Source organism: Streptomyces sp. NPDC012466, from assembly GCF_042955215.1.
Classification (GTDB): domain Bacteria; phylum Actinomycetota; class Actinomycetes; order Streptomycetales; family Streptomycetaceae; genus Streptomyces.
In genome coordinates, this window is the sequence record NZ_JBIBEQ010000005.1 from 371,869 (window position 1) to 395,280 (window position 23,412).

Annotated in this window: 19 protein-coding genes and 1 pseudogene; 14 read left to right on the forward strand and 6 right to left on the reverse strand. The window is 71.7% G+C overall.

Features of this window, described 5'->3' with window-relative positions:
* Positions 1-59: 59 nt before the first annotated feature.
* Both ACFY9E_RS20765 and ACFY9E_RS20770 read left to right on the forward strand, forming a co-directional pair.
* Positions 60-346: pseudogene (locus ACFY9E_RS20765) on the forward strand (LamG-like jellyroll fold domain-containing protein); the annotation flags it as partial.
* A 409-nt stretch (positions 347-755) separates the two neighbouring features.
* Complete coding sequence (locus ACFY9E_RS20770) at positions 756-1,520, forward strand: DUF4142 domain-containing protein (RefSeq protein WP_390985963.1); 765 nt, start codon at positions 756-758, stop codon at positions 1,518-1,520.
* Positions 1,521-1,670: 150 nt separating this feature from the next.
* Here ACFY9E_RS20770 and ACFY9E_RS20775 read toward each other — a convergent pair whose 3' ends face one another.
* Positions 1,671-2,438 (reverse strand): LysR substrate-binding domain-containing protein, encoded by a 768-nt coding sequence (locus ACFY9E_RS20775; RefSeq protein WP_390985966.1) that lies wholly within the window; start codon positions 2,436-2,438, stop codon positions 1,671-1,673.
* A 58-nt stretch (positions 2,439-2,496) separates the two neighbouring features.
* Between ACFY9E_RS20775 and ACFY9E_RS20780 the strand changes: the two genes are divergently transcribed.
* The 3 genes from ACFY9E_RS20780 (at position 2,497) to ACFY9E_RS20790 (ending at position 4,119) form a co-directional block, all read left to right on the forward strand.
* Complete coding sequence (locus ACFY9E_RS20780) at positions 2,497-2,880, forward strand: DUF5997 family protein (protein ID WP_390985969.1); 384 nt, start codon at positions 2,497-2,499, stop codon at positions 2,878-2,880.
* Between the two features lie 306 nt (positions 2,881-3,186).
* The gene (locus tag ACFY9E_RS20785; protein ID WP_390985971.1) at positions 3,187-3,342 is read left to right on the forward strand and encodes a hypothetical protein; all 156 of its coding nucleotides are present in this window, start codon (positions 3,187-3,189) and stop codon (positions 3,340-3,342) included.
* A gap of 288 nt (positions 3,343-3,630) precedes the next feature.
* Positions 3,631-4,119 (forward strand): hypothetical protein, encoded by a 489-nt coding sequence (locus ACFY9E_RS20790; protein WP_390986620.1) that lies wholly within the window; start codon positions 3,631-3,633, stop codon positions 4,117-4,119.
* Here the strand turns inward: ACFY9E_RS20790 and ACFY9E_RS20795 are convergent.
* Positions 4,085-4,504 carry a hypothetical protein gene (locus tag ACFY9E_RS20795; protein WP_390985974.1) on the reverse strand — a complete coding sequence of 140 codons (420 nt, stop codon included), beginning with the start codon at positions 4,502-4,504 and terminating at the stop codon, positions 4,085-4,087. The genes ACFY9E_RS20790 and ACFY9E_RS20795 overlap by 35 nt on opposite strands.
* Before the next feature lie 299 nt (positions 4,505-4,803).
* On the opposite strand from ACFY9E_RS20795, the gene ACFY9E_RS20800 reads away from it, so the two are divergent.
* Together ACFY9E_RS20800 and adh are read left to right on the forward strand one after the other, a co-directional pair.
* The gene (locus ACFY9E_RS20800; RefSeq protein ID WP_390985977.1) at positions 4,804-6,033 is read left to right on the forward strand and encodes a transcriptional regulator; all 1,230 of its coding nucleotides are present in this window, start codon (positions 4,804-4,806) and stop codon (positions 6,031-6,033) included.
* A gap of 112 nt (positions 6,034-6,145) precedes the next feature.
* On the forward strand, positions 6,146-7,663 hold the full coding sequence (gene adh / locus ACFY9E_RS20805; RefSeq protein WP_390985980.1) for an aldehyde dehydrogenase: 1,518 nt from the start codon (positions 6,146-6,148) through the stop codon (positions 7,661-7,663).
* 130 nt (positions 7,664-7,793) lie between these two features.
* Here the strand turns inward: adh and ACFY9E_RS20810 are convergent, their stop codons facing one another.
* Positions 7,794-9,098, reverse strand: coding sequence for an RICIN domain-containing protein (locus ACFY9E_RS20810; protein WP_390986622.1), 1,305 nt, complete (start codon positions 9,096-9,098; stop codon positions 7,794-7,796).
* Positions 9,099-9,198: 100 nt separating this feature from the next.
* On the reverse strand, positions 9,199-10,629 hold the full coding sequence (locus ACFY9E_RS20815; RefSeq protein ID WP_390985983.1) for an endo-1,4-beta-xylanase: 1,431 nt from the start codon (positions 10,627-10,629) through the stop codon (positions 9,199-9,201).
* Between the two features lie 750 nt (positions 10,630-11,379).
* Here ACFY9E_RS20815 and ACFY9E_RS20820 point away from each other — a divergent pair.
* Entirely contained in the window at positions 11,380-12,858 is a 1,479-nt protein-coding gene (locus ACFY9E_RS20820) for a non-reducing end alpha-L-arabinofuranosidase family hydrolase (protein WP_390985986.1), read from the forward strand.
* Positions 12,859-12,977: 119 nt separating this feature from the next.
* Here ACFY9E_RS20820 and ACFY9E_RS20825 read toward each other — a convergent pair whose 3' ends face one another.
* Entirely contained in the window at positions 12,978-14,327 is a 1,350-nt protein-coding gene (locus tag ACFY9E_RS20825) for a DEAD/DEAH box helicase (protein WP_390986624.1), read from the reverse strand.
* Between the two features lie 527 nt (positions 14,328-14,854).
* Here ACFY9E_RS20825 and ACFY9E_RS20830 point away from each other — a divergent pair.
* The 3 genes from ACFY9E_RS20830 to ACFY9E_RS20840 all read left to right on the forward strand — a co-directional run bounded on the left by ACFY9E_RS20830 (position 14,855) and on the right by ACFY9E_RS20840 (position 20,504).
* Positions 14,855-15,955: a glutamate--cysteine ligase gene (locus tag ACFY9E_RS20830; RefSeq protein WP_390985989.1), complete on the forward strand. Its 1,101-nt coding sequence runs from the start codon at positions 14,855-14,857 to the stop codon at positions 15,953-15,955.
* A gap of 512 nt (positions 15,956-16,467) precedes the next feature.
* A complete protein-coding gene (locus tag ACFY9E_RS20835) occupies positions 16,468-18,252 on the forward strand; it encodes an N-acetylglutaminylglutamine amidotransferase (RefSeq protein WP_390985992.1) in 1,785 nt (594 codons plus the stop codon).
* The gene (locus ACFY9E_RS20840) at positions 18,249-20,504 is read left to right on the forward strand and encodes a prolyl oligopeptidase family serine peptidase (protein WP_390986627.1); all 2,256 of its coding nucleotides are present in this window, start codon (positions 18,249-18,251) and stop codon (positions 20,502-20,504) included. Before ACFY9E_RS20835 ends, ACFY9E_RS20840 begins: the two co-directional genes overlap by 4 nt.
* 74 nt (positions 20,505-20,578) lie before the next feature.
* Here ACFY9E_RS20840 and ACFY9E_RS20845 read toward each other — a convergent pair whose 3' ends face one another.
* Positions 20,579-21,112, reverse strand: a complete 534-nt coding sequence (locus ACFY9E_RS20845) for a hypothetical protein (protein WP_390985995.1) — start codon at positions 21,110-21,112, stop codon at positions 20,579-20,581.
* A 136-nt stretch (positions 21,113-21,248) separates the two neighbouring features.
* On the opposite strand from ACFY9E_RS20845, the gene ACFY9E_RS20850 reads away from it, so the two are divergent.
* The 3 genes from ACFY9E_RS20850 (at position 21,249) to ACFY9E_RS20860 (ending at position 23,397) form a co-directional block, all read left to right on the forward strand.
* Positions 21,249-21,740, forward strand: a complete 492-nt coding sequence (locus ACFY9E_RS20850) for a DUF2243 domain-containing protein (protein ID WP_390985997.1) — start codon at positions 21,249-21,251, stop codon at positions 21,738-21,740.
* A 186-nt stretch (positions 21,741-21,926) separates the two neighbouring features.
* Complete coding sequence (locus ACFY9E_RS20855) at positions 21,927-22,142, forward strand: hypothetical protein (protein ID WP_390986000.1); 216 nt, start codon at positions 21,927-21,929, stop codon at positions 22,140-22,142.
* A gap of 466 nt (positions 22,143-22,608) precedes the next feature.
* On the forward strand, positions 22,609-23,397 hold the full coding sequence (locus tag ACFY9E_RS20860) for a polysaccharide deacetylase family protein (protein ID WP_390986003.1): 789 nt from the start codon (positions 22,609-22,611) through the stop codon (positions 23,395-23,397).
* The last annotated feature ends 15 nt before the right edge of the window (positions 23,398-23,412 follow it).

The following is a 23,412-nucleotide window of genomic DNA, read 5'->3' on the forward strand; positions in this document are numbered from 1 at the left end:
TTGTCGGCGAAGACGCCCTGCCCGAGGCTCACGTCCTCCAGTCCGAAGGGCCGTACGGTCAGGTGCGGGGCTCCTACCAGCACGTGGACCTGCCGGCCGCGGTGCTCGGCGGGGCCTCGGCGATCACGCTCTCCGTCCGGATCCGGCCCACGCACGACGCCGGGTGGGCCCGGATCTTCGACTTCGGCAACGACACCACGACACCAACCGCTATCTGTACCCGGCTGCCCGCAATCAGGCCGGGGTGCCGCGCTTCGCCATCACCACGTCGGGGGTGGGTGGCGAGCAGGGCCTGAACGGCACGGCCGCGCTGCCCCTGCACCAGTGGAACGGGTGTGCGATGTCCGGGAGTCCGAAGCCCGGCAGCCATGTCGACGTGTCCCGGGCCTGGCGGGCCGGTGACACCGTCCGTATCGCCATGCCGTTTTGGACGCGGGTGGAGAAGGCGCTGGACGACGCGTCCCTGCAGACCCTGTTCCACGGGCCGGTCGACCTCGTCGCCCGCGACGCGTCCACGGAGTACCTGAAGGTGGGGCTGTACCGCGACGTCGGTCTGTCCGGCGATCTGTCTCCGTCGGTCCACGGTGGCCGCGTGGGTGACGGCCGGTCTGCTGGGCAGGGCGGACGGGGGCAAGGTGGTGGGACGGCGGGGGCGGACGCCGCACACGACCGAAGTTTTTTGCGGCAGGGGTGATTGTTTCGCCGCCGGCATCCGTACCTCTTGTTGTTGGGCCGTTCATATCCCAGGAGGCACGATGCGCATCTCGCGCAGCACGGCAGGAACCGCGTTCGTGGGCGGTGCGTTGATCCTTACGCTCACCGCGCTCGCCTACCCGAGCATGCTGGGCGTGCAGAACGCGGCTTCCGGCCAGGACCGCATCATCGCCAACACCCAGTGGGGTCCGCTGACCGAGGCGGACCGCGACTTCGTGGTGCGCGTGCGCGCGGCCGGTCTGTGGGAGTACCCGCTGGGGCAACTGATCAAGCAGCGGAGCTCGTCGCCGGAGATGCAGGAAGTCGCCAAGCACCTGCTCGTGGGTCACGGCCGGCTCGACGCGGGCTGCCGCAAGGTCTCCACCGACCTGGGCATCACCCTGCCGAACGAGCCGTCGCCGCAGCAGCAGCAGTTCGTGGCGACGGCCGAAGGCAGCTCCGGCAAGGAGTTCGAGTCCACGGCCGTGACCATCATGCGCGTTGCGCACGGGGGCATCTTCCCGGCGATCGCCAAGATCCGGGCAACCACCCGGAACAGCCTCGTGCGGGAGCTCGCCGACACGACCAACGACACCGTTCTCGACCACATCACGGTCCTGGAGCAGACCGGCCTGATCAACCAGGAGCAGGTCAGCTTCCAGATCACCTCCCCGCCCAAGCTGCCCCAGGAGCAGACGACACCGCCGCCGCCGCAGCAGGGCGCGCCGGTCCGCGTGCTGCCGGTCCCCGACGACCTGAAGGACTTCCAGACGGTCGCCCCCAATCCGTCCTTTGGAGCGCCGGCGCCGTCCCCGTCGGCAGGCTGAGCGGATACGGGTACGGGTGCGGGGCCGCGGTCCGTCCGCCGGCCCCGCATCCGCGAACGACGACCGGCCCGGGCCCACGCACGACGACTGGCCCAGGGCCCCACGCATGACGGCCGTCGCGGGCACCACCAGCGACGGTCGGCCCCGGTCCTACGAACGACGGCGCGGCTTGCCGCGCCTGTTGCCCTTGGGCGCGCCGCTCCCGCTCTTCCCGGTGCGCTTGGCCCCCGCCGACTTGCCGGGCACCGGCTTGCGCCGGGCGCCGCCCCGGTCCGCACGGGTGGACTCACCCCGCGCCGACGGCTGCTGACGGCCCCGGGTGCTGTTGACCGTGCGGCCACGGACGATGCCGATGAAGTCCTCAACCTGGTCCGTCTTGGCGTCCTCGGGCCAGGCGAGGGCCACACTCGACTCGGGGGCGTCCCTCAGGGGCCGGTGGGTGAGGTCCTTGCGGTGGTGCAGGCGGGCGAGCGACAGCGGGACGACGAGGACGCCGATGCCCGCCGCGACCAGTTCGACCGCGTCGGCCGTGGTGGCGGGCCGCTCCAGGGCGGGCCGCCCGGGCAGGCTCTCCCAGTCGAGGACGTCGTCCAAGGGGTGCAGCACGACGTCGTCGGCCAGGTCGTCCGGCGCCACCTCGTCGACGGCCGTGACCAGGTGGTCCTTGGGCACCAGGACGACCGTCTGCTCGGTGTAGAGCGGGATCGCGCCGAAGGCCGTCCGGTCCACGGGTGTGCGGACGAGTCCCGCGTCGGCGTCCCCGTCCAGCAGCCGCTCGGCGGCCGCTCCGGCGGGCACCTGCGTGAGGATCAGCGGGACATCGGGCTGCCGCTCGTTCCAGATGCGCACCCATTTGTCGGGCATCACCCCGGGGACGTAGGCGAGCCGGAACGAGGGGGTTGCATCCGAGCCTGTCACCTCGCCAGGTTACCGGGCGTGGTCAGCCGTCGTGCACACGCTCGATACGCTGGACGGCATGACGTCGCACCAGAGCACCCAGACGATGAAGCCCGCGACCGCGGCGAAGAAGCTGGGTGTGTACCTCGAGGCCACACCCGCCGAATTCCGGGAGGGTGTCGTCTCGCGCGCCGAGCTGAACGAGCTCCAGGCGAATCCGCCGCAGTGGCTGCAGGACCTGCGGCTCAACGGCCCGCACCCCCGTCCGGTGGTGGCCGCCAAGCTCGGTGTCTCCATCGCGGGACTCGCCCGCGCGGGAGTCACCGAGCCCCTCACCACCGAGCAGATCGAGGCGCTGAAGCAGGAAGGCCCCGAGTGGCTGGAGCGGGAGCGCGCCACCCAGGCGGAGGTCCGCAAGGAAGCGGCCCGGATCAAGAAGAAGAACGCCGAGCGTCAGGCCTGACCTGATCACCCTCCTTTTCGAACCTCCCTTTTCGTACGGCCCTCACCGGATCATCCGGTGGGGGCCGTCGCTGTTTCCCCCGGTGCACCTGGGCGTCACGTAGTGTCCTGCGGCGCCGTGTGGCGTCGGTGAAGACTTCCAGCCATGTCTTGACATGACGAGTTAGCGATCCGCAGCTTGGCCGGTCATTTAGATTCGTGAAGTGGGTTCACAGGTATGAGCGGAGATCAATCATGCGGGACCGCTGACGCCGCACCGATGTGCGGCTCCACCGCGTGCGCCGCAGCTGCGCGACGGAGAGGTCAAGTGCCGACCGGGCCGGGGCTGGGCGTCGAGCTCGACCACGGCCGACTGGAGCGTCTGCACCGGCGGTACCTCGACTCCGGGCTGCGCAGCCGGGACGACACCGGCTACATGCGGCGGTTCCGGCCGGACTACGAGCTGAGGCTTCCCCGCTGGTGACATCCGTGCGCCCCTCCCGGCGGAAGGGCGCACGCCCTCGGGCGACCGAGCCCGTACCGCGGCTGGACCTGCGCGAAGTTGACCGCAGTCTTACGGCACGGCGCCTTCGGATGCCCTGATTCGACCGGGCCGGGTCCGGCCCAAACGCCAGACCACGCCACCCCTTCCGACGCGTAGAAATATCTACGACCATGACTACGGCCGGGCGGCACGCGGAACCCCGCGGGTCACCGGCTCGTGTCCCGCGCGCGCCGGACCGCGGCGCCGCCGACTGTGCCTGGGGTGGCCATGCAGAGCGTCATGTGGAAGCAAGCCGTCGAGTGGCTCGCCGCGGCCGCCACGGACCCCCAGGAGTGCAAGCGGGAGTGGGACTACGGCGCGGGGACGGTGCTCGTGGAGGCCGGGCGGTACTGGGACGTGCTCAGCGTTCCCGACCGGCTCGGCCTCCTCGCACTGGACATCCTGTGGCGCGACCCGCTCGAGGTGCCAGGGCCCACCCTGGTGGACTGCGCCGCGCGAAGAGTGGGGTTCTTCCTGCCGCCGGATCCCGTCAGCGAGTGGATCGGCTTCGGGGTACGGCACGTCGGGCGGGGTTCCTGGGTCGCGGTGCCGCCGCCGTACCGGCCCGCCGGGCGTCTGGAGTGGCTCGTCCCGCCGGACGGAACCGGCGCCCTGCACACGCCCGGCACGCTCGAAGCGGCCCTGCGGGAGGCCAGCGGCACCCTCGCGGTACTGGCGCCCGTCAGCGCGGAGCCGGTGGTGAGGGACGGCTGGTGAGGCGGGCACCGGACGAGGGGGCCGCCGCCCCCGAGTGGCGGCCGGGGGCAGGGCGGATGCCGGCGGGGGCGGCCGCGCCCGGGTGCCGGCCGGCGGCCGGCTGAGGAGCGGCGGCCGGGCGCGGGGCGGCGGGGACGACAGGACCCATGTGCCGGCCGGCGGTCCACGAGGTGACGGCGGTCCAGGTCTCGCTCTCGGCCGGCGCCGCGAAGGAGACCCACTGGCCGTCGCGGTGCTCCGGGACGGTGTGCCCCCGGGCCTCCCACTCGGCGAGCAGGGCCGCGTAGATCGGCGGATGTCCTACGTATCCGCTGGTGAGTTCGGCGTACGAGCGGGGCGCGGCGTCGTTCCCGGGAAGGCGCCGCACCGTCTCCGTGCTGTCCATGCCAGGCAAACGCGGCGTCGCACACCGGTGGTACGCGGGCCGGGCCGCGTCCGTCGGGTCGAGTGAACCCGTCACCCGTACGGCGGCACGCGGATACCGGACAAACATCCAGTCAGGCGGTCGCCCGTTCAGAGCGGGGGACGATTCCAGGCCGACCGGTCCCGTCCAGGCCATCCGCCGCTCTCGGCCCGGCCCGGCGGAACGTCGCTCCCGGGCCGGACGGAATCCTCGACCGGGGCGGGCGCATCCGGTAACACTGACCTGACGCCGAGAAACCGGTACGACGGCAGGGAGAGGCCATGTCGCAGCGCCCCGACCTCCGGCAGCGCAGGGCCGTGCTGGAGCACGAGTGGTCACGCTGGGTGCCGCAGCTGACCGTGCCGGGCGCGCGGCCGGGCGGCACAGCGGCGCTGCGCCACGAGGTGACCGAGTCCTGGGCCCGTTCGCTGGGCAGTGTGGACCCGGGGCGGGACAGCGCTCCGGTCACCGACGGCGGCCGGGTGCACCAGCGCTGGACGGCCTCCCCGTTGTACGGGCCGGTGTCCGCACTCGCCGGGGAACTGCACAGCATCGGCGAGGATGCCGGGTTCGTCACCGCGGTCACCGACGAGTCCGGCACCATCCTGTGGACCTGCGGCGGTCCGACCATGCGCCGCCTGGCCGAGCGGGTCAACTTCGCGCCGGGCGGCCGCTGGGACGAGCAGGCCATGGGGACGAACGCGCTGTCCCTCGCCCTGCGCACGGGCCGCCCGAGTTCCGTCTTCTCCGCGGAGCACCTGGTGTCGGCCCTGCACGGCTGGGTCTGTTACTGCGCTCCGGTGCACGGCCGGGACGGTCGTGTCCTCGGCGTTCTGGACCTGTCCACGACCTGGGACCGCTCGCACCCCCTGGCCATGTCCACCGTCCGCACGCTGGTGTCGACGATCGAGGCCCGCCTGACGACGGAGGCGTCCCGCCCGGGCCTGCTCCGGCTCACGTGCCTGGGCTCCGAACAGGCCGTGCACGAGGGACGTCCCCTCCCCCTGCGCCCCCGCCAACTGGAGATCCTCACCCTCCTCGCACTCGAACCCGCGGGCTTCACCCCGGAGCGGCTGCGTGCCGCCCTGTACGGCGACCGGCCGGTCACCTCGTCCACCTTCAAGGCGGAGATCTCCCACCTGCGCCGGGCGCTGGGCGGCGCCATCTCCCCCCGCCACTACGCCCTCACCACCCCCGTGTCCTGCGACGCCGCCGACGTCCTGCGCGCGCTGGAGCAAGGCGACACGGACACCGCCCTGCGCCGCTACGGCGGCCCGCTCCTGCCCCGCTCCGAGGCGCCCGGCATCGAGGAGTGGCGCACCCGCCTCGACGTGGCGGTACGGGAGGCCGTGCTGGCGAGCACCCAGCCCGAGCACGCCCTGCGGTACGGCGAACGGGCCCCCTACGACACGGAGATCCACGAGCACGCGCTGCGTCTGCTCGGCCCGGACGACACGCGCCGCGCGATCGTGGCGGGCCGGCTGACGACGGCCCTGCGGGACTGGGACTGACGAGCCCTCCTCGCGCGCCAACCTCGCGCCAACCTCCCGGGAGCACAGTGGGGCCGACGCGACGGCACGGTCCGTCGCCCGCCCCGCACGCCCTTCACCGAGGAGAGCCGCCATGGTGTACGCGCAGCCCGGAAACGACGGCAGCATCGTCACCTTCGCCCGCCGCTACGACAATTTCATCGACGGCGACTGGACAGCGCCCGTCGAGGGCCGCTACTTCGAGAACCCGACCCCCGTCACCGGCAAGGTCTTCTGCGAGGTGGCCCGCTCCACCGCGGCCGACGTCGACCTCGCCCTGGACGCCGCGCACCGGGCTGCCGACCAGTGGGGCCGCACCTCCACGACGGAACGCGCGAACATCCTCAACAGGATCGCGGACCGCATCGAGCAGAACCTGGAGAAGATCGCCGTCGCCGAGACGTGGGAGAACGGCAAGCCGGTCCGCGAGACCCTGGCCGCCGACATCCCGCTGGCCGTGGACCACTTCCGGTACTTCGCCGGAGTCGTCCGCGCGCAGGAGGGCAGCATCGCGGAGATCGACGCCGACACGGTCGCGTACCACTTCCACGAGCCGCTGGGCGTGGTCGGCCAGATCATCCCGTGGAACTTCCCCATCCTCATGGCCACGTGGAAGCTCGCCCCCGCGCTGGCCGCGGGCAACTGCGTCGTCATCAAACCGGCCGAGCAGACCCCGGTCAGCCTGCTCTACGTCATGGAGCTGATCGCCGACCTGCTCCCGCCGGGCGTGGTCAACGTCGTCAACGGCTTCGGCGTGGAGGCGGGCAAGCCACTGGCGTCCAGCCCGCGGGTGGCGAAGGTGGCGTTCACCGGCGAGACGACCACCGGCCGCCTGATCATGCAGTACGCGAGCGAGAACATCATCCCCGTCACCCTGGAACTGGGCGGCAAGAGCCCCAACATCTTCCTGCCCGACGTCATGGCCGCCGACGACGACTTCCTGGACAAGGCCGTCGAGGGCTTCGTGATGTTCGCCCTCAACCAGGGCGAGGTCTGCACCTGCCCGTCCCGCGCGCTGATCCCCTCGTCGATCTACGACGACTTCATGGCCCGCTGCGTCGAACGCACCCGGGCCATCGTCGGGGGCGACCCGCTGGACCCGGCCACCATGATCGGAGCACAGGCGAGCAACGACCAGTACGAGAAGATCCTCTCCTACCTCGACATCGGCAGGAAGGAGGGCGCCGAGGTCGTCACGGGCGGCAACCCCCGTGCGGTGCCCGGCCTGGAGGGCGGGTACTACATCGAGCCGACCATCTTCCGCGGCAGCAACGACATGCGGATCTTCCAGGAGGAGATCTTCGGCCCGGTCGTCTCGGTCACGACGTACGACTCGGTCGACGAGGCCCTGAAGATCGCCAACGACACCCTGTACGGCCTCGGCGCGGGCGTCTGGACCCGCGACGGGAACACGGCCTACCGCCTCGGCCGCGCGATCAAGGCGGGCCGGGTCTGGACGAACTGCTACCACGCCTACCCGGCCCACGCGGCGTTCGGCGGCTACAAGAAGTCCGGGATAGGCCGCGAGAACCACAAGATGATGCTCGACCACTACCAGCAGACGAAGAACATCCTCTGTTCCTACAGCCCTCAGAAGCTCGGGTTCTTCTAGTTCACCGGCCGTGACCCGTCCGAAGGCGCGGGAGCTCTCCTGAGAAAGGCCTCTGCGGTCTTCCATCCGACAGAGACGTCGGCGGAGTGGAGCCAGGATCGTCCTGGCTCCACTCCGTGGTGCGGGCGTGTCACTGGAACTGTGCGAAGAACCTCCAGATCTCTGCCTTGGTCCAGGTGGTGACGCCGCTTTCGCCGGAGGAGCCGTCGACCGGACCGGGTATGTGGCCTCCGTCGAACGCGGCCCACTGGACCGGGTATCCGGCACGGCAGCCCGAGTAGGTGGTGGTGATGTGCGTTCGGCTGCCCGGCGCGGGCTCACGCGGGCTCTGGGGGGTGCAGCCGTTGTTGCTGACGAATTTGTCGCGCAGGGACCGTCCTTGCGCGATGTTGAGCACGGAGTCGCTGACGCCGTGGATCCCGAAGTAGGCGATCGGCTGGTTGCCGCCGCTGCACCCGCTGATCTGAGCGCCGGAGATGACGGCGACGGCCCTGAAGACGTTCGCCCGGCTGCATGCGAGTGCGTAGCTCATGCCGCCGCCCCAGCTGAATCCCGTGGCGAAGCGCTGTGCCGGGTTGACACAGAGGCCGCCCTCGATGCGCCGGATCATGTCGTCGACGAAGGTGACGTCCTCACCGCCCGAATTGGCCCAGCCGTTGCCGAGGCCCTGGGGGGCGACGAGGATCGCGCCGTTGTTCGACTGTTCCTGTTGGCCGTAGTAGGACCAGGCGTTCCCGCTCGTGCCGCCCGAGGCGACGTCGCCGGCGGTTCCGCCCCGCCAGTGGAACGCGAAGATCAGCCGGTAGGGGCGGCTGTTGTCGTAGTTGGCGGGAACCCTGAGGATGAAGCTGCGGCTCTTGCCGCCGCTCTGGATCGTGTGCGTACCGCTCGTCAGAGTCGGGGCGCTGCCGCATCCGCCGCCGCCACCACCGGACGACAGCTTGATCATCTGCCATTGCTGGTTGGCGCCGCCCCAGTCGGAGTACTGGACGACGTTGCCGCCGTCGGCGGTGGAGGCGCCCTGCACCTCCACCGCCTTGCCGCTGGTGCGGTTGATCAGCCGGACGTGGCCCGCCTCGGAGTCGGCCAGGCGGAACTGCTGGTTGGCCCCGTTGTGGTCGGCCCACTGCTGGATCGCGGCACCGTCTGCGGTCGAGGAGCCGGCCACGTCGAGGACCTTGCCCGAATGCCGGGCCTTGAGGCGGTAGAAGCCGTCGCCGGAGGCCACGAACTGCCACTGCTGGTGGGCTCCGTCGTTGCGCGTCCACTGGCCGAGCCGTGCGCCGTCGGCGGTGGACGCGCCGGAGACGTCCAGGGCCTTGCCGCTGTTGCGATTGACCAGGACATACCAGGCATTGGTGTCCACCGTCGCCGCCTCGGCGGGCGCCGGTTTCACCGCGGTGAGCATGCCGATCGCGAGCGTGGCCGCCACCACGGCGGCGACCCGGGACCACCAGCGATGTCGTCGCGCAGGAGCGGGGGAAGCCGCACCGTAGGTCTTCATCGATTCGCCCTTTCGTCTGCGGCGGGTCCCATCAGGTGCGGGTCCAGCGTTGGTTGCTGCCGTTCGAGCAGGAGTAGAGCTGGATCAGGGTGCCGTTGGCGGTTCCGCCCGCGACGGCGTCGAGGCAGAGGCCGGACTGGACGCCGACGATGGATCCGTCGGAGTTGAGGCGCCATTTCTGGTTGTCGCCGCCCCAGCAGCTGTAGATCTGCACTTTGGTGCCGTTGCCGGTGCCGCCGGCGTCCAGGCACTTGTTGCCGTAGACCCTGAGCTCACCGGCGGCGGTGTACGTCCACTGCTGGTTGGTGCCGTTGTTGCAGTCCCACAGCTGGAGCTGGGTACCGTCGGTGGTGCTGCTGCTGGGCACGTCCAGGCAGCGGCCCGACCCGACGCCCTTGATCGTTCCGGAACCCGAAGGGGGCGTGGAGGTGCCGCCGTTGAGTGCGTTGAGGACGGCGGTGTAAGCGGGCTTCTTGCTGCCGTCGCCGTTGAACAGCAGCGGCGTGTCCTGCGATCGCCAGGAGTCGGTGTCGCGCACACCCCAGACGGTGATGCCGAGGCAGCGCGGGACGGCCAGGCAGTCGTTGGTCACGTTGGCGTAGGTCGTGGCCGAGGCGCCCTGGATGTCGAGTTCGGTGATGGCCACGTCGACGCCGAGAGCGGCGAAGTTCTGCAGGGTGGTGCGGAAGTTGCTGTTGTAGGGGCTGCCGCTGTTGAAGTGCGACTGGAAGCCGACGCAGTCGATCGGCACGCCGCGCTGCTTGAAGTCCCGGACCATGGCGTACATGGCCTGGGTCTTGGCCCAGGTCCAGTTTTCGACGTTGTAGTCGTTGTAGCAGAGCTTGGCGGCCGGGTCGGCGGCACGCGCGGTGCGGAAGGCGACCTCGATCCAGTCGTTGCCGGTGCGTTGCAGGTTGGAGTCGCGCCGGGCTCCCGAACTGCCGTCGGCGAAGGCCTCGTTCACGACGTCCCACTGGGCGATCTTGCCCTTGTAGTGGGCCATCACGCCGTTGATGTGGCCGATCATCGCCTGACGCAGCGTGCTGCCGCTGAGGCTCTGCATCCAGCCGGGCTGCTGGGAGTGCCAGGCCAGGGTGTGGCCGCGCACCTGCTTGCCGTTCTGCACCGCCCAGTTGTAGACGCGGTCACCCGCGGTGAAGTTGAACTGGCCCCGCTGCGGTTCGGTGGCGTCGATCTTCATCTCGTTCTCGGCCGTCACCGAGTTGAACTCGCGGCCCGCGATCGTCGTGTACGCCGCATCGCCCAGCCTGCCCGAGGCGATGGCGGTGCCGAAGTAGCGGCCGCTCTGCGCCGCCGCGGCGCCGAGCGTGTTCTCGGCGGCGTGTGCGGGCGGCGGCGCCACCAGTGCGGCGACCGTGGCGAGGACGCCGGCGATCAGCGCCAACAGCAGACCGCGGATCTTCCGGCGGACAACGGGTCTGGGAAGGGCGTACGAGCCCATGGCTGTGCCTCCAACGTAGGTGTCAGGGAAGGACTGAAGCGCGGGGGAATGTGTCGTCCGCCCCCACTCGGCAGACGGACGGGGCGGGCCGGAGCCCGGGCGGCACGCGGCCGGCGGGGGGCCTTTCGACACAGGCATGGGGGTGCTCCATCGCGGCTCAGCCGGGGGATCGCCGCGCGGCGTCGCGTACCTCTCCAACGGCGCGAAGAGCCAGGATGCGCTGGTGCGAACCTCACCGGAGCGAACGGGGTGCGGGTGCTGTGGTGCGCGGATCCGTCATGCGGCTGTGCGTGGATCTGCCGTGCGGCACAGATTTGCCCAGAGCCCATGCAGTTCGACATCTCGAACTGAGGCCGGTTTCTCAGACAGGGATGATTGAGGCGTTGACGATGGATCGTCAATACTCCGCGCAGAAGAAGTTTCGGATTCCCGCCCGAAACTTTCTGGTCTCCCGGCGAGTGGGAGGCGAGCCCCCGGCACCACCGTCGTCCGATGCCGTGCGCCCGGGCCGGATTGCGCGAACCCTGGAGGGGGTTCAGGTCGGCGCGACAGCATGTCAGGCCCAGAGGGGAGGCGCTGTTTGTGGACAGATCGGCGACAGGCCTTGACCGGAGGGCGCCACATTCCTAGCTTGTGGCGTCACGGCATTCGGGAAATCCTCGAAAGTTTCGAGATTTCCCCGCTCCGCGGCAGGTCCGCTCCGCGGTTCATCGGGTCCCCTCACCCCCGCCCCCCAAAGGAGGCCCTCCGATGTGGTTTCGCCACCCGTCCCCGGTCCGTCTGAGACGCTTACTCGCCATCCTTTCGCCCTTGCTGCTCGTGGCCACGTTCCTCGGCGCCCAGCCCGCCGCCGCGGCGACCGTGGATCCCAACGCTTCCTACGTGCTGGTCAACCGCAACAGCGGCAAAGCCCTGGACGTCTACAACCTGGCGACCGGCGACGGCGCCCGCATCACCCAGTGGACCAGGAACGATCAGAGCCAGCAGCAGTGGCAGTTCGTCGACTCAGGCGGTGGCTACTACCGCATCAAGTCCCGCCACTCGGGCAAGGTGCTGGACGTCCACAACTGGTCCACCGCGAACGGCGGATCGATCGTCCAGTGGACCGACTTGAACGCCACCAACCAGCAGTGGCGCCTCGCCGACAGCTCGGACGGCTACGTGAGGCTCGTCTCGCGCCACAGCAACAAGGCCCTCGAAGTGCAGGGCGCGTCCACCGCCGACAACGCGAACATCGTCCAGTACGACGACTGGGGCGGCACCAACCAGCAGTGGCAGCTGGTCAAGGTCGGCGCCGACACCCCCGGCCCGTGCGCTCTTCCGTCGACGTACCGCTGGACATCGACGGGCGCGCTGGCGCAGCCCAAGGCCGGGTGGGCCTCGCTCAAGGACTTCACCGTCGCCCCCTACAACGGCAAGCATCTCGTCTATGCGACGACGCACGGCGCCGCGGGCACGGGAGCGGGCTGGGGTTCGATGAACTTCGGCCTGTTCACCAACTGGCCGGAGATGGCCTCGGCCGGCCAGAACACGATGTCGGCTTCCACCGTCGCACCGACACTCTTCTACTTCGCGCCGAAGAACATCTGGGTGCTCGCCTACCAGTGGGGCGGTGGGAGCGCTTTCTCCTACCGGACGTCGAGCGACCCCACCAACCCCAACGGCTGGTCGGCACAGAAGGTGCTCTTCTCCGGAAGCATCACCGGCTCCGGCACCGGCCCCATCGACCAGACGCTCATCGCTGACGACCAGAACATGTACCTGTTCTTCGCCGGTGACAACGGCAAGATCTACCGGGCCAGCATGCCGATCGGGAACTTCCCGAGCAGTTTCGGCTCGACCTACACAACGATCATGAGCGATACGGCGGACAACCTGTTCGAAGCCCCGCAGGTCTACAAGCTCCAGGGCCAGAACCGCTACCTCATGATCGTCGAGGCGAGGGGCGCGCAGGGCCGCTACTTCCGCTCGTTCACGGCCACAAGCCTGAACGGCTCATGGACACCCCAGGCCGCGACCGAGAGCAACCCCTTCGCCGGCAAGGCCAACAGCGGCGCCACCTGGACCAACGACATCAGCCACGGCGAACTGATCCGCACCAGCGCCGATCAGACCTTCACCGTCGATCCCTGCAACCTGCAGTTCCTCTACCAGGGACGCAACCCCAACTCCGGCGGCGACTACGGCCAATGGCCCTACCGTCCGGGTCTGCTGACACTGCGGCGCTGACAGCGTGACACGAGTCCGGCTCCGGTGGGCAGCCGGCGCGGCGGGCTCGGCGGAAGGCCGAGCCCGCCCGGGTCACGCGCCGACGTCGACGCCCATACGGCGACGGAGCGAGCCGGGGCTCAGCCGCCGCGCCGCACGCGGGCCGCCTTGCGGGCCTCCGCCAGCTTGCGGGCCTCGCTGCTCTTGCGGGACGGCCTGCCGCCGGAGCCGCTCTTCGTGTCCTTGGCGCTGCCCAGGCCGCGGAACGGGGCGTTGTGGTTCTTGGGGCGGGAGACGGCCGGCCCGCCGTCGAGAGGCTCTCCGGAGGGGGCCCTGGCGCCGGTGATCCGGCTCAGCTCCGCCTCGCCGGACCGCACTTTGGTGACCTTGGGAGCGACGTCGGCGTCCGCCATGACCTGGCTCGTCTCGCGGCGCTGTCCCGACAGGACGAGGGTCACGACGGTGCCGGAGCGGCCGGCCCGAGCCGTGCGGCCCGCGCGGTGCAGGTAGTCCTTCGGGTCGGTGGCCGGGTCGACGTTGACCACCAGGTCGAGGTCGTCGACGTGCAGGCCGCGTGCGGCGACGTTCGTCGCCACCAGTGACGTGATCTGCCCGTTCCTGAACTGGGCGAGGGTCCGGGTGCGCTGCGGCTGGGACTTGCCGCTGTGCAGGGCGGCGGCGGCCACGCCGCTGGCCCGCAGATGCCGTGTGAGCTGGTCGACGCCGTGTTTGGAGTCCAGGAACAGCAGGACGCGGCCGTCCCGGGCGGCGATCTCCGTGGTCACCGCGTACCGGTCCGGGCCGTGCACGACGAAGACGTGGTGCTCGATCGCGGACCCGGCGCTCGACGAGGGGTCGACGGAGTGGACGGCCGGCTCGCGCAGGTAGCGCTGCACCAGCTCGTCGACGTCGCGGTCGAGGGTGGCGGAGAACAGCATCCGCTGCCCGTCCGAACGCACCTGGTCCAGAAGCTCGGTGACCTGCGGCAGGAACCCCAGGTCACACATCTGGTCGGCCTCGTCCAGGACCGTGATGCGCACCCGTCCCAGTCGGCAGTCCTTGCGCTCGATGAGGTCGTGCAGCCGGCCGGGCGTGGCGATGACGATCTCGGCTCCGTCCCGCAGCGCGGCGGCCTGCCGCCCGATGGACACGCCGCCCACCACGGTCGCGAGCCGCAGCCGCAGCGCTTCGGCGTACGGGGTGAGCGCCTCTCCGACCTGCTGCGCCAGCTCCCGGGTGGGCACCAGCACGAGCGCCAGCGGCTCTTTGGGCTGCGCGCGCCGCCCTGCCGTCCGCACGAGCATCCCGAGGCCGAAGGCGAGCGTCTTGCCGGACCCGGTGCGGCCCCGGCCCAGGACGTCCCGTCCCGCGAGCGCGTTCGGCAGCGCCGCCGCCTGGATGGGGAAGGGCACCGTCACACCGTGCTCGTCGAGCGCCCGCAGAACCGCGGCCGGCAGCCCCAGCTGCGCGAAGGACGTCACCGTGGGCAGCTCCGAAGCGGCGCCTGCCGCCTCGGACGCATCGTCCTGCCGCCGGGCATCGGCACGTGCTGATTCACTGCTCACAAAAAGCCTTTTCCGAAGAGACCGTACCGAGGAGGGCGCGGCCGGGACGCGGTCACCGGCCAGGGGCACCGAACGGTGCACCCGACGATGCAAATAGCCGAGGCTAGCACGGGGCTCACCGCCCCGGCCCGGCGTGGTCGCGCCGCTCGGCCGGGGAACGGCCGGCCCGCGTTCCCCGGCCTTCCTGAGCGCCGGGCCCTCCTTCCCCGCCGACGCCCCGGTCGTCACGGCCGCGCCGCACGCCTCGCCCGCACGCGCCCCGGGTGCAGCACCCGGCCTCGGCTTCGCGCCATCGGCGCCGTACCTCCGCAACCGTGTGGGGTTTGTGACGAAGCGGTCGCGGCACTCGGTGTCAGCCCCAGGGCGGGCGCCTCGCCGAGGCGATCCGCACCGCGATGGGCGTCGGAGGATCGCGAGCCGGTGCGCGGCCGCGAGGAAGCAGAGGGCGGTCGATGACGACGGTCGGCGTGGAAGAGGAGTACCTGCTGGTCGACCCCATAGCGGGGTTCCCGGCGCCACAGGCGGAGAAGATCTGCATGGCGGCCGGTCTGGCCCCGTGCGTGGGCGAGCAGGAGGTGCAGTCCGAACTGCTCCAGGCGCAGGTCGAGGTGGCGACGCCGGTGTGCGACACGCTCGACGAGGTCGGTGGGCACCTGCTGCGTCTTCGGCACGCCGTCGGGGCGGCGGCCGAGGAGCACGGGTGCCGGATGTCGGCCTGTGCGACGCCGCCGCTGCGCGACGGGCACCCCGTGGCGGTCACCGACCGCGCCCGCTACCGGGCCATGGTCGCGCAGGCACCGCAGCTCGTGGCGGAACAGCTGGTCAACGGCATGCACGTGCACGTCGGTGTGCCCAGCCGGGAGGCGGGTGTCGAGGTTCTGAACCGTATCCGGCTGTGGCTTCCGGTCCTGACGGCGATGTCGGCGAACTCTCCGCTGTGGGACGGTCACGACACCGGGTTCGCGAGCTGGCGCACGCTGATCTTCAACCGGTGGCCGGTGGGCGGTGTGCCTCCGGCCTTCCGTGACGCCGCGGACTACGAGCGGCGGATCCAGCACCTGGTGGAGAGCGGACTGATCTCGGACACCGGCCAGGTGTACTGGCAGGCGCGCCTTTCCGAGCGGTACCCCACGGTCGAGGTGCGCTGCATGGACGTCCAGCTGCGCGCGGACGAGGCGGTCATGTGCGCCGGCATCGTCCGTGCCCTGGTGGCGACCGCCCTCGCGGAAGCGACCGCCGACCGGGCGCCCGCCGTGGACTGCGCGCCCGAACTGCTGCACGCCAGCATGTGGCACGCGGCCCGGCACGGCCTCGGCGACACCTTGATCGACCCGAGCGACGGCGAACGACGCCGTGCCGGGGACGTGCTGTGCCGGCTCCTGCGGCATGTGGCTCCCGCGCTCGACGCGGCCGGTGACACCCGGCAGGTGACGGCCCTGGTCCACCGGCTGCTGCGCCAGGGCACCGGCGCCGACCGGCAGCGTGCCGCACTGTCGGAAGGCGGTCTCCCCGCGGTCATGGACCTGATCGTCGACGAGAGCACCACCCCCTGACCGCACGGCACGGTGCCCGGACGGTGCCCTGACCGTGCCGGGCCTCACCGACGTGTGTGCGCACTCCTGAGGCCAGTGTGCAGTCCATGAGCATTCGGCTTATCCGCTCATGGTCTGGGAACCCAGAAGACGGCACAGAGCACCGCAACCGCCCGGTGCCGGGGCGGGTCCCCCCGGGGCAGCCGCCCGGCGTCTAGGAGTGACCGTGAGCATGGGCATCCACGTGGGAGAGAGGTTCGCGGTGCGTGCTCCCGACCGGTACGGGGATGTCCGGCGGCATCGACCACCGACGTGCCGGCGCACATCCCCCGGGGTCCGCCGCAGCGCACCGCGGGTGCGCCCGGCTGGGGTCGCCGCCTTCGCGCACCCCTCAGCCGTACGACGCGGTTCCCGTCCCTGAACAGAAAGGGTTTCGTCATGTCTCGCAGAACCGTCCGGGTCCTCGCCGGAGGGGGCGCGTCGGCGTACCGGCCGCGCGTGACCGCCGGTACGCGGAAGGGAGGCGGGATGTCATGTGCGGGCTGAGCGGGGAGATCCGCTTCGACGGCAGCCCGGCCGACCTGGCGGCCGTCGAGCGCATGAGCGGCCGGCTCGCCGCCCGTGGACCCGACGGGGAGGGGACCTGGACGCGGGGCGCCGTCGCCCTGGGGCACCGGCGGCTGAAGATCATCGACCTGTCGGACCAGGGGGCCCAGCCGATGACCGACGCCCGCGGGCAGGTCACCGGCGTCTTCAACGGCTGCGTGTACAACTATCCGGAACTGCGCGAGGAACTGCGCGGCCTCGGATACCGCTTCTCGTCCACCTCGGACACGGAGGTGGTGCTCAACGCCTACCTGGAGTGGGGAACCTCCTGCGTCGAGCACTTCCACGGCATGTTCGCGTTCGCCGTCGTCGAGCACCGGACCGGCCGTGTCGTCCTTGCTCGCGACCGGCTCGGGATCAAGCCCCTGTACCTGGCGCGGACGCCGGGCCGGCTGCGGTTCGCGTCGACACTGCCCGCCCTCCTCGCCGCCGGGGACGTGGACACCTCACTCGACCCGGTGGCCCTGCACCACTACCTGAGCTGGCACGCGACGGTCCCGGCGCCGCACACGATCCTCAACGGCGTGCGCAAGCTCCCCCCGGCCACCGTGCGGGTCGTCGAGCCGGACGGCACCCACCGGGACCACCGCTACTGGCAGCCCTCCTACACGCGCCGGCGCGAGCACGCCGGCATGGGCCCGGACGAATGGCGTGACGCCGTGCTCGAAGCGCTGCGCACGGCCGTGCGCCGCCGGATGGTGTCCGACGTACCGGTGGGTGTCCTGCTCTCCGGCGGCCTGGACTCCAGCCTCATCGTCGGGCTGCTCGCCGACGAGGGCCAGCGCGACCTGAGGACGTTCAGCGTCGGGTTCGAGTCGGAGGGCGGGGAGCAGGGCGACGAGTTCCGCTACTCGGACCTGGTGGCACGGGAGTTCGGCACCGACCACCGTCGGCTGATGGTCCCCTCCGACCGGGTGTCCACGGCGCTGGACGGTGCGATCGCGGCCATGAGCGAGCCGATGATCAGCCACGACGTGGTTGCCTTCCATCTGCTGTCCGAGCAGGTGTCCAAAGAGGTCAAGGTCGTCCAGAGCGGGCAGGGCGCCGACGAAGTCTTCGCCGGCTACCACTGGTATCCGGAACTGGCCGGGGTACCGCGCGAGGGCGAACCCGAGCAGTACGCGGCGACCTACTTCGACCGGCCCCACGCCGACCTCGCCGGCATGCTCCGTCCGGACCTGCTGACCCGGGACGACGTCTCCGGCCGCTTCGTCCGCGAGCACATGGCGGTCCCCGGGGCCGAGACCGCGCTGGACGCGGCCCTGCGGCTGGACACGCACGTGATGCTGGTCGACGACCCCGTCAAGCGGGTCGACAACATGACCATGGCCTGGGGCCTGGAGGCCCGGGTGCCGTTCCTCGACCACGAACTGGTGGAACTGGCGGCGGCCTGCCCGCCGGAGCTCAAACTGGCCGACGGCGGCAAGGGCGTGCTGAAGGAGGCGGGCCGCAAGCTCCTCCCCCTGGAGGTCGTCGACCGTCCCAAGGGCTACTTCCCGGTTCCGGCCATCATGCATATGGCGGGCCCGGTGCTGGAACGAGTACAGGAGGCCCTCGAGGCACCCGAGGCGAAGCGGCGCGGCCTGTTCCAGGAGTCGTACGTGGCCCGGCTGCTCGCGGCGCCCGACGAGCACCGGACCAAGCGGGGTGCGAACGCCCTGTGGCAGATCGCTTTGCTGGAGATATGGCTGCAGACCCACGGGATCACATGACCGACGGCGAGGGCGTGCGGACGGAGTACGATCCGGCGTCCCCGCTCGCGCGCTCCGGGACGCTCGGTCCCCCGCCCGTGCCGCCCTCGGACGCCCGGGCGGGAGACCTGTCCGGCGCCGTCCGGGAGGCCGCCCCCGCTCCGGTGCTCCTGCCCGGTGCGGGAGGCCCGCAGGAGGCGGTCACCCGGCTGCGCGCGCACGGCTGCTGGTACCCCTCCGCCGACGCCGACGGCACCGAGACGGCCTTCATCTGCGACCGGGGCGGCGTCCCCCAGCTGTGGGCCGGCCCCGTCGGCAGCGAGGAGGTGCGCCTGCTCGACTCCTCACCCGACCCCGTCAAAGAGGTCTCCTGGTCACCGGACGGGCGCTGGATCGCGTACACGACCGCGCCGGGCGGCGGCGAGCACTCACGGGTGCTGTGCGTACGGCCCGACGGCACCGGCCGCCGCATCCTGGCGGGGGCCGATCCGGCCAGTTCCGCTCATCTGGGGTGCTGGGCGCACGACGGCTCGGCCGTCGCCGTCACCGTCGCGGCTCCGTCGGCCACCGCGTCCCCGGGGTTCGCGGGGCGGGCCCGGTCCGGCCACGGTCCGGCGGACGGCCTGCTCGCCGGGGCCCGTGCAGCGGCCGGCCGGCCGGACCGGGACGGACGGGCGCGGCTCCTGGGCGCGGCCGGGTACGACGGGGCACCGGGGGCCGACGCCGCATCGTCGGCGTACGAAAAACCCCCGGACGCGGCGCCGGAAGGGTCACCGGCGGGCGTCTCGGCGGGGGCCCCGGCGGCCCGGCCCGGCGGGGGCCTGTCGGTCTACCTGATCGACCCCGACGGCCTGGCATCCCCCGTGCTGCTGACCACGGAGACGCACGCCGCCTCCTTGCGCGCGTGCGACCTCAGCCACGACGGCGGACTCGTGCTGCTGCGCCGGGGACCGCGCGGACGGCGGGAGGCGGTCGTGCGGCGCACCGCCGACTCGGCGGTCACCTTCGCGATGCCGGTGGCCGACGGCGACCCGTGGATCGGCCGGTTCTCGCCCGAGGGCCGGACGCTGTGGCTGCGCAGCAACGCCGAACGCGAGTACGCGGCGCTCCTCGAAGTCGCTCTGGACGCCGACGGAGGACCGCGCGGTGTGGCCGTCGTGGCGGAACGCGAGGGAAGCGATCTCGAACTCCTGGCCCTGGCCCACGACGGCCGCACGGCCGCACTGGCGTGGAACGCGCAGGGCGCGAGCGAGCTGGAACTCGTCGAGACCTTCCCCACCGGGCGGACGGCGGACAGCACGGGTCCGGCCAGGCCCCTCGCCCTGCCCCACGAGGTCGTCACGCGCGTGACCGCCGCCGGCGCCGGGCGGCTGCTGCTCGCGCTGTCGGGGTCACAGCGCCGGCCGGGCGTCTGGTGGGCCCACGAAGGCGTGTCCCTGCTCCGCACCCCCTGGTCGGCCCGGGACGCGGACGCCGTCCCGCCGGGCCGCCCGCCGGTACGCCCCGTCCCCCTGCGGCTGACGGCGCGGGACGGGCTGCCCCTGAGCGGCTGGTACTACAGGGCGCCGGGACGTTCCCCCGGCGAACCGGCACCCTGCGTGATCCACCTGCACGGTGGGCCGGAGGAACAGGAACGTCCGGTGTTCAACCCGCTCTATCACGAGCTGGCCGGAAGGGGCCTGGACGTCTTCGCCCCCGACGTGCGCGGTTCGTCGGGGCACGGCCGGTCGTTCGTCGACGCGGACCTCGGCGCGGGCCGCTTCGCCGCGCTGGACGACGTGGCGGACTGCGCGGCCCACGCGGTCACGGCGGGCCCCGCCGATCCGACGCGGCTGGCGGTCATGGGCCGCTCGTACGGCGGCTACCTGACCTTCGCCTCGCTCGTGTGGCACCCGGACCTCTTCCGTACCGGCGTCGCGGTGTGCGGCATGTCGGACTTCCTCAGCTTCTTCGCCGGTACGGAACCCTGGATCGCGGAATCGGCGGCACACAAGTACGGCCACCCGGAGCGCGACCGTGAACTGCTGCGTGCCCTGTCGCCGATGAACCGCGTCGACGCGCTGCGCGCCCCGCTGCTCGCCGTCCACGGTGAACACGACACCAACGTGCCGCCCGGGGAGTCGCAGCAGTTCGTACGGGCCGCGCGCGAGCGGGGCGTCCACGCCGAACTCCTGACCCTGCGCGACGAGGGCCACGACTTCCTGCGTGCGGACAACCGGCGGCTCTTCCGCCGTGCCGCCGCGGACTGGCTGGCACGGCACCTCCACGGGTGAACCGCGTCCAAGGCGGCGTCACGACCGGTGATGCGGGCCCGAGACGCCCTGCACCTCTTTTTCGTCGCCCGGGTTCACGTGCCGTGCGCGTGCCTGCGGGGAAGCGGTCCGACACCGGCGTGGCGCCCCGGGCGCAGGGCGGCGTGACGCTGTCCGGGCCCGGGGCCGTCGCGGTCCGCCAGGGCGTCGGCGACGGCGCCGGTGACGAACGCGTAGACGGTCTTGTGCAGGACGTCCACGACGAGTTCCCTGCGGGGCCAGGTGGGCGGCGGGGCGCCCACGCCGGTGGCGTTCTCCAGGATCTGGTCGTTGGTGAGGCGGATCACCGTGAACTTGGCGGAGGCGAACGGCCCGCGCAGTCCCGACTGGGCCATGATCGACCGCAGCACGCCGAGCAGGGCGGCTTGGCCGAAGTGCATGGCCCGGTTGACCGGCAGCGGCTGGGCGCCGGGACGTTCGGGCAGGCCGGTGAGCCGCTGGAGGACCCGGGCCGGCACATGGGAGTCCGGCCGTCCGGTGACGGCCTGCTCGATCTTCTCGCCGAGGGTCATCACGACGCCTCCGGCAGTGCCGGCGAGCAGTCCCTGCCACAGCGCGCGCTTGAGCATGTCGGGGCGGGTACCCGGTAGCACCGTCAGGTCACCTCCGCGTCCGGGACGGCCGGCACCGCCTGCCGCCGCTCCCCCTGGCGCGGCGCGGGGACGGCGGGCTCGGGGGCCCACACCACGGCAGGAGGCGATGCCCATGACGAGAGCGGCCCGGTCGACCACCTCCCCGGGCGTCGGACCCGAACCCCGGAGGTCGATGGCCGTCTGCGCGCTGATCGGGGCGGCTGTGATGGCGGCGATCGACGAGATCGTCTTCCACCAGCTCCTCGGCTGGCACCACTTCTACGACCGTTCCACCACCCGCGTGGGCCTGCTGTCCGACGGGCTGCTGCACAGTGCCGAGCTGCTGGCCCTGGTCGCCGGCTTCTTCCTCTACGCCGACCTGCGCCGCCGCCGTTCCCTGGTCCGGTCCCCGGCGTGGGCGGGCCTCTTCCTGGGCCTGGGCCTGTTCCAGGTGTTCGACGGGATCGTCGACCACAAGCTGCTGCGCCTGCACCAGATCCGCTACGGGGTGGATGTCACGCCGTACGACTGGGCCTGGAACATCGCCGGCCTGCTCCTGCTGCTGGTCGGCGTGGTCCTCGCCGTCCGCGCGGCCCGACGCGACCGGGGCGGAGGTGGCTTCTAGGGGGTGTCGGCGAGAAACCGGCCTCTGCCTTCGTCGCACGAGGTCGAGGAGATCGCCGCTACGGCCTCGACCTGCCGCCGCCGCGCCGCCGGCGCGGAGTCCCCCGGCTGCGTCGAGCGGCGGGCGCCCGGGCGTTCAGCCATGCTGGGCCTGGTGGCACCCCTTCCCCACGACAAGGAGCCCCGTATGCCCACGGACCAGGTCGGACGATTCCTGGCAGCCCTGGACCCGCAGCACCGCGATGATGTCGGCTCCCGGCCGCGCGAGGAGCAGGAACGCCTCGCGGGGGCCTGGGAGCGGGAGCTGGAGGCGGACGACGAGCTCGACACCCTCGACGAGCTGTCACCGCCGGCGGCGGAGGCCGAGGCGGCCCGCCGCGTCCTGGAGCGCGAGGCCGACTAGAGCGAACACGCCAGGACCGCCCCGCCCCCCTCGACGCCCCGGAACGTCACCGCCCGCCCCGCGTAGGCTCAACGTCGTCGCGCTGCACAGGACTTGATGGGGCGGGAGCATGACGCGGGACGAGCTGATCAGGCCGGCGGAGGTGACGCGGGCCGGGACGGTCCGAGCTCCGCTCACTCAGCGACCCTCGCCGCCGAGCAAGCCCACTGAAGGACGGCCGCGCCGCGTGCGTCAGCACGGGCACCGCGCACCTCGTACGGCTGCGGCGCCTGGAACCGCCGCGACGGCCTCTCGTCGTTCTCCCGTCCGGCGACCGGCCGCTCTGGCCGCTTCCGCTGTTCGGACGACCGCGCACGGACCGCCCGGCAGAGATTGTCCGTGATCGGTAACAGACGGATCCGACGGCCGCCTTCCGCCCTCTTGCCGTGTGCACAGGCTCCACGGCGACGGCGAGGGAACGGAAGACATGGTGCGAAGCGGCGGACGGGGATGGTACGCCAAGGTGCTGGCGGCGGCGCTCGGGGTGACCGCGGTGGCCGGCATGACCTCGTTCTGGGCCGCCCAACTCGGCTCCACCGAGGGCCGGCCCGACCGGGCGGGCGTCTCGGCGCCGCCCGCCCGGTCGCAGCCCCAGGACCGCAAGGCGGCGCAGGTGCCGGCGGACATCGCGCACGCCTCGGACGGGGGCACCCGCAGCGTCAACATCACCATCGACGACGGGCCGGACCCCGTCTGGACACCTCAGGTGCTGGAGGTGCTGCGGGACAACGGGGTGAAGGCCACCTTCTGCATGGTGGGCACCCAGGCCCGCGCGCACCCCGCCCTGGTCAAGGCGGTGGTGGCGGCCGGGCACCGGCTCTGCGACCACACCGTCTCGCATGACGTCACCATGGACCGCAAGTCCAAGGCCTACCAGTCCCGGCAGATCATGGACGCCGCACGCATGATCACCGATGCGTCCGGGGGTGTGCGCCCCCAGTACTACCGGGCCCCGGGAGGTGCCTTCACCCCCTACAGCCGTCACCTCGCCGCGTCGCACGGGATGCGCCCGCTCGGCTGGAACATCGACTCCAAGGACTTCGAGCGCCCCGGCACCGAGACCATGGTCGCCACCGTCAAGAACGAGATCTCCAACGGCCCGACGCTCCTCTTCCACGATGCCGGAGGAGACCGCTCGCAGACCGTGGCCGCCCTGCGAGAGGTCCTGCCGTGGCTGAAGGAGCAGGGATACTCCTTCGGTTTCCCCGTGCGCTAGGCGGAGCCGGAGGGT

What these genes read in the sequence shown, in the direction of transcription:
- ACFY9E_RS20780 (WP_390985969.1), top strand. Translation starts at nt 2,497, where the DNA reads ATGACGTCGCACCAGAGCACCCAGACGATGAAGCCCGCGACCGCGGCG.
- ACFY9E_RS20795 (WP_390985974.1), bottom strand. Translation starts at nt 4,504, where the DNA reads ATGGACAGCACGGAGACGGTGCGGCGCCTTCCCGGGAACGACGCCGCG.
- ACFY9E_RS20800 (WP_390985977.1), top strand. Translation starts at nt 4,804, where the DNA reads ATGTCGCAGCGCCCCGACCTCCGGCAGCGCAGGGCCGTGCTGGAGCAC.
- ACFY9E_RS20855 (WP_390986000.1), top strand. Translation starts at nt 21,927, where the DNA reads ATGCCCACGGACCAGGTCGGACGATTCCTGGCAGCCCTGGACCCGCAG.
- ACFY9E_RS20860 (WP_390986003.1), top strand. Translation starts at nt 22,609, where the DNA reads ATGGTGCGAAGCGGCGGACGGGGATGGTACGCCAAGGTGCTGGCGGCG.
- ACFY9E_RS20830 (WP_390985989.1), top strand. Translation starts at nt 14,855, where the DNA reads ATGACGACGGTCGGCGTGGAAGAGGAGTACCTGCTGGTCGACCCCATA.
- adh (WP_390985980.1), top strand. Translation starts at nt 6,146, where the DNA reads ATGGTGTACGCGCAGCCCGGAAACGACGGCAGCATCGTCACCTTCGCC.
- ACFY9E_RS20820 (WP_390985986.1), top strand. Translation starts at nt 11,380, where the DNA reads ATGTGGTTTCGCCACCCGTCCCCGGTCCGTCTGAGACGCTTACTCGCC.
- ACFY9E_RS20835 (WP_390985992.1), top strand. Translation starts at nt 16,468, where the DNA reads ATGTGCGGGCTGAGCGGGGAGATCCGCTTCGACGGCAGCCCGGCCGAC.
- ACFY9E_RS20770 (WP_390985963.1), top strand. Translation starts at nt 756, where the DNA reads ATGCGCATCTCGCGCAGCACGGCAGGAACCGCGTTCGTGGGCGGTGCG.
- ACFY9E_RS20815 (WP_390985983.1), bottom strand. Translation starts at nt 10,629, where the DNA reads ATGGGCTCGTACGCCCTTCCCAGACCCGTTGTCCGCCGGAAGATCCGC.
- ACFY9E_RS20840 (WP_390986627.1), top strand. Translation starts at nt 18,249, where the DNA reads ATGACCGACGGCGAGGGCGTGCGGACGGAGTACGATCCGGCGTCCCCG.
- ACFY9E_RS20850 (WP_390985997.1), top strand. Translation starts at nt 21,249, where the DNA reads ATGACGAGAGCGGCCCGGTCGACCACCTCCCCGGGCGTCGGACCCGAA.
- ACFY9E_RS20790 (WP_390986620.1), top strand. Translation starts at nt 3,631, where the DNA reads ATGCAGAGCGTCATGTGGAAGCAAGCCGTCGAGTGGCTCGCCGCGGCC.
- ACFY9E_RS20845 (WP_390985995.1), bottom strand. Translation starts at nt 21,112, where the DNA reads ATGCTCAAGCGCGCGCTGTGGCAGGGACTGCTCGCCGGCACTGCCGGA.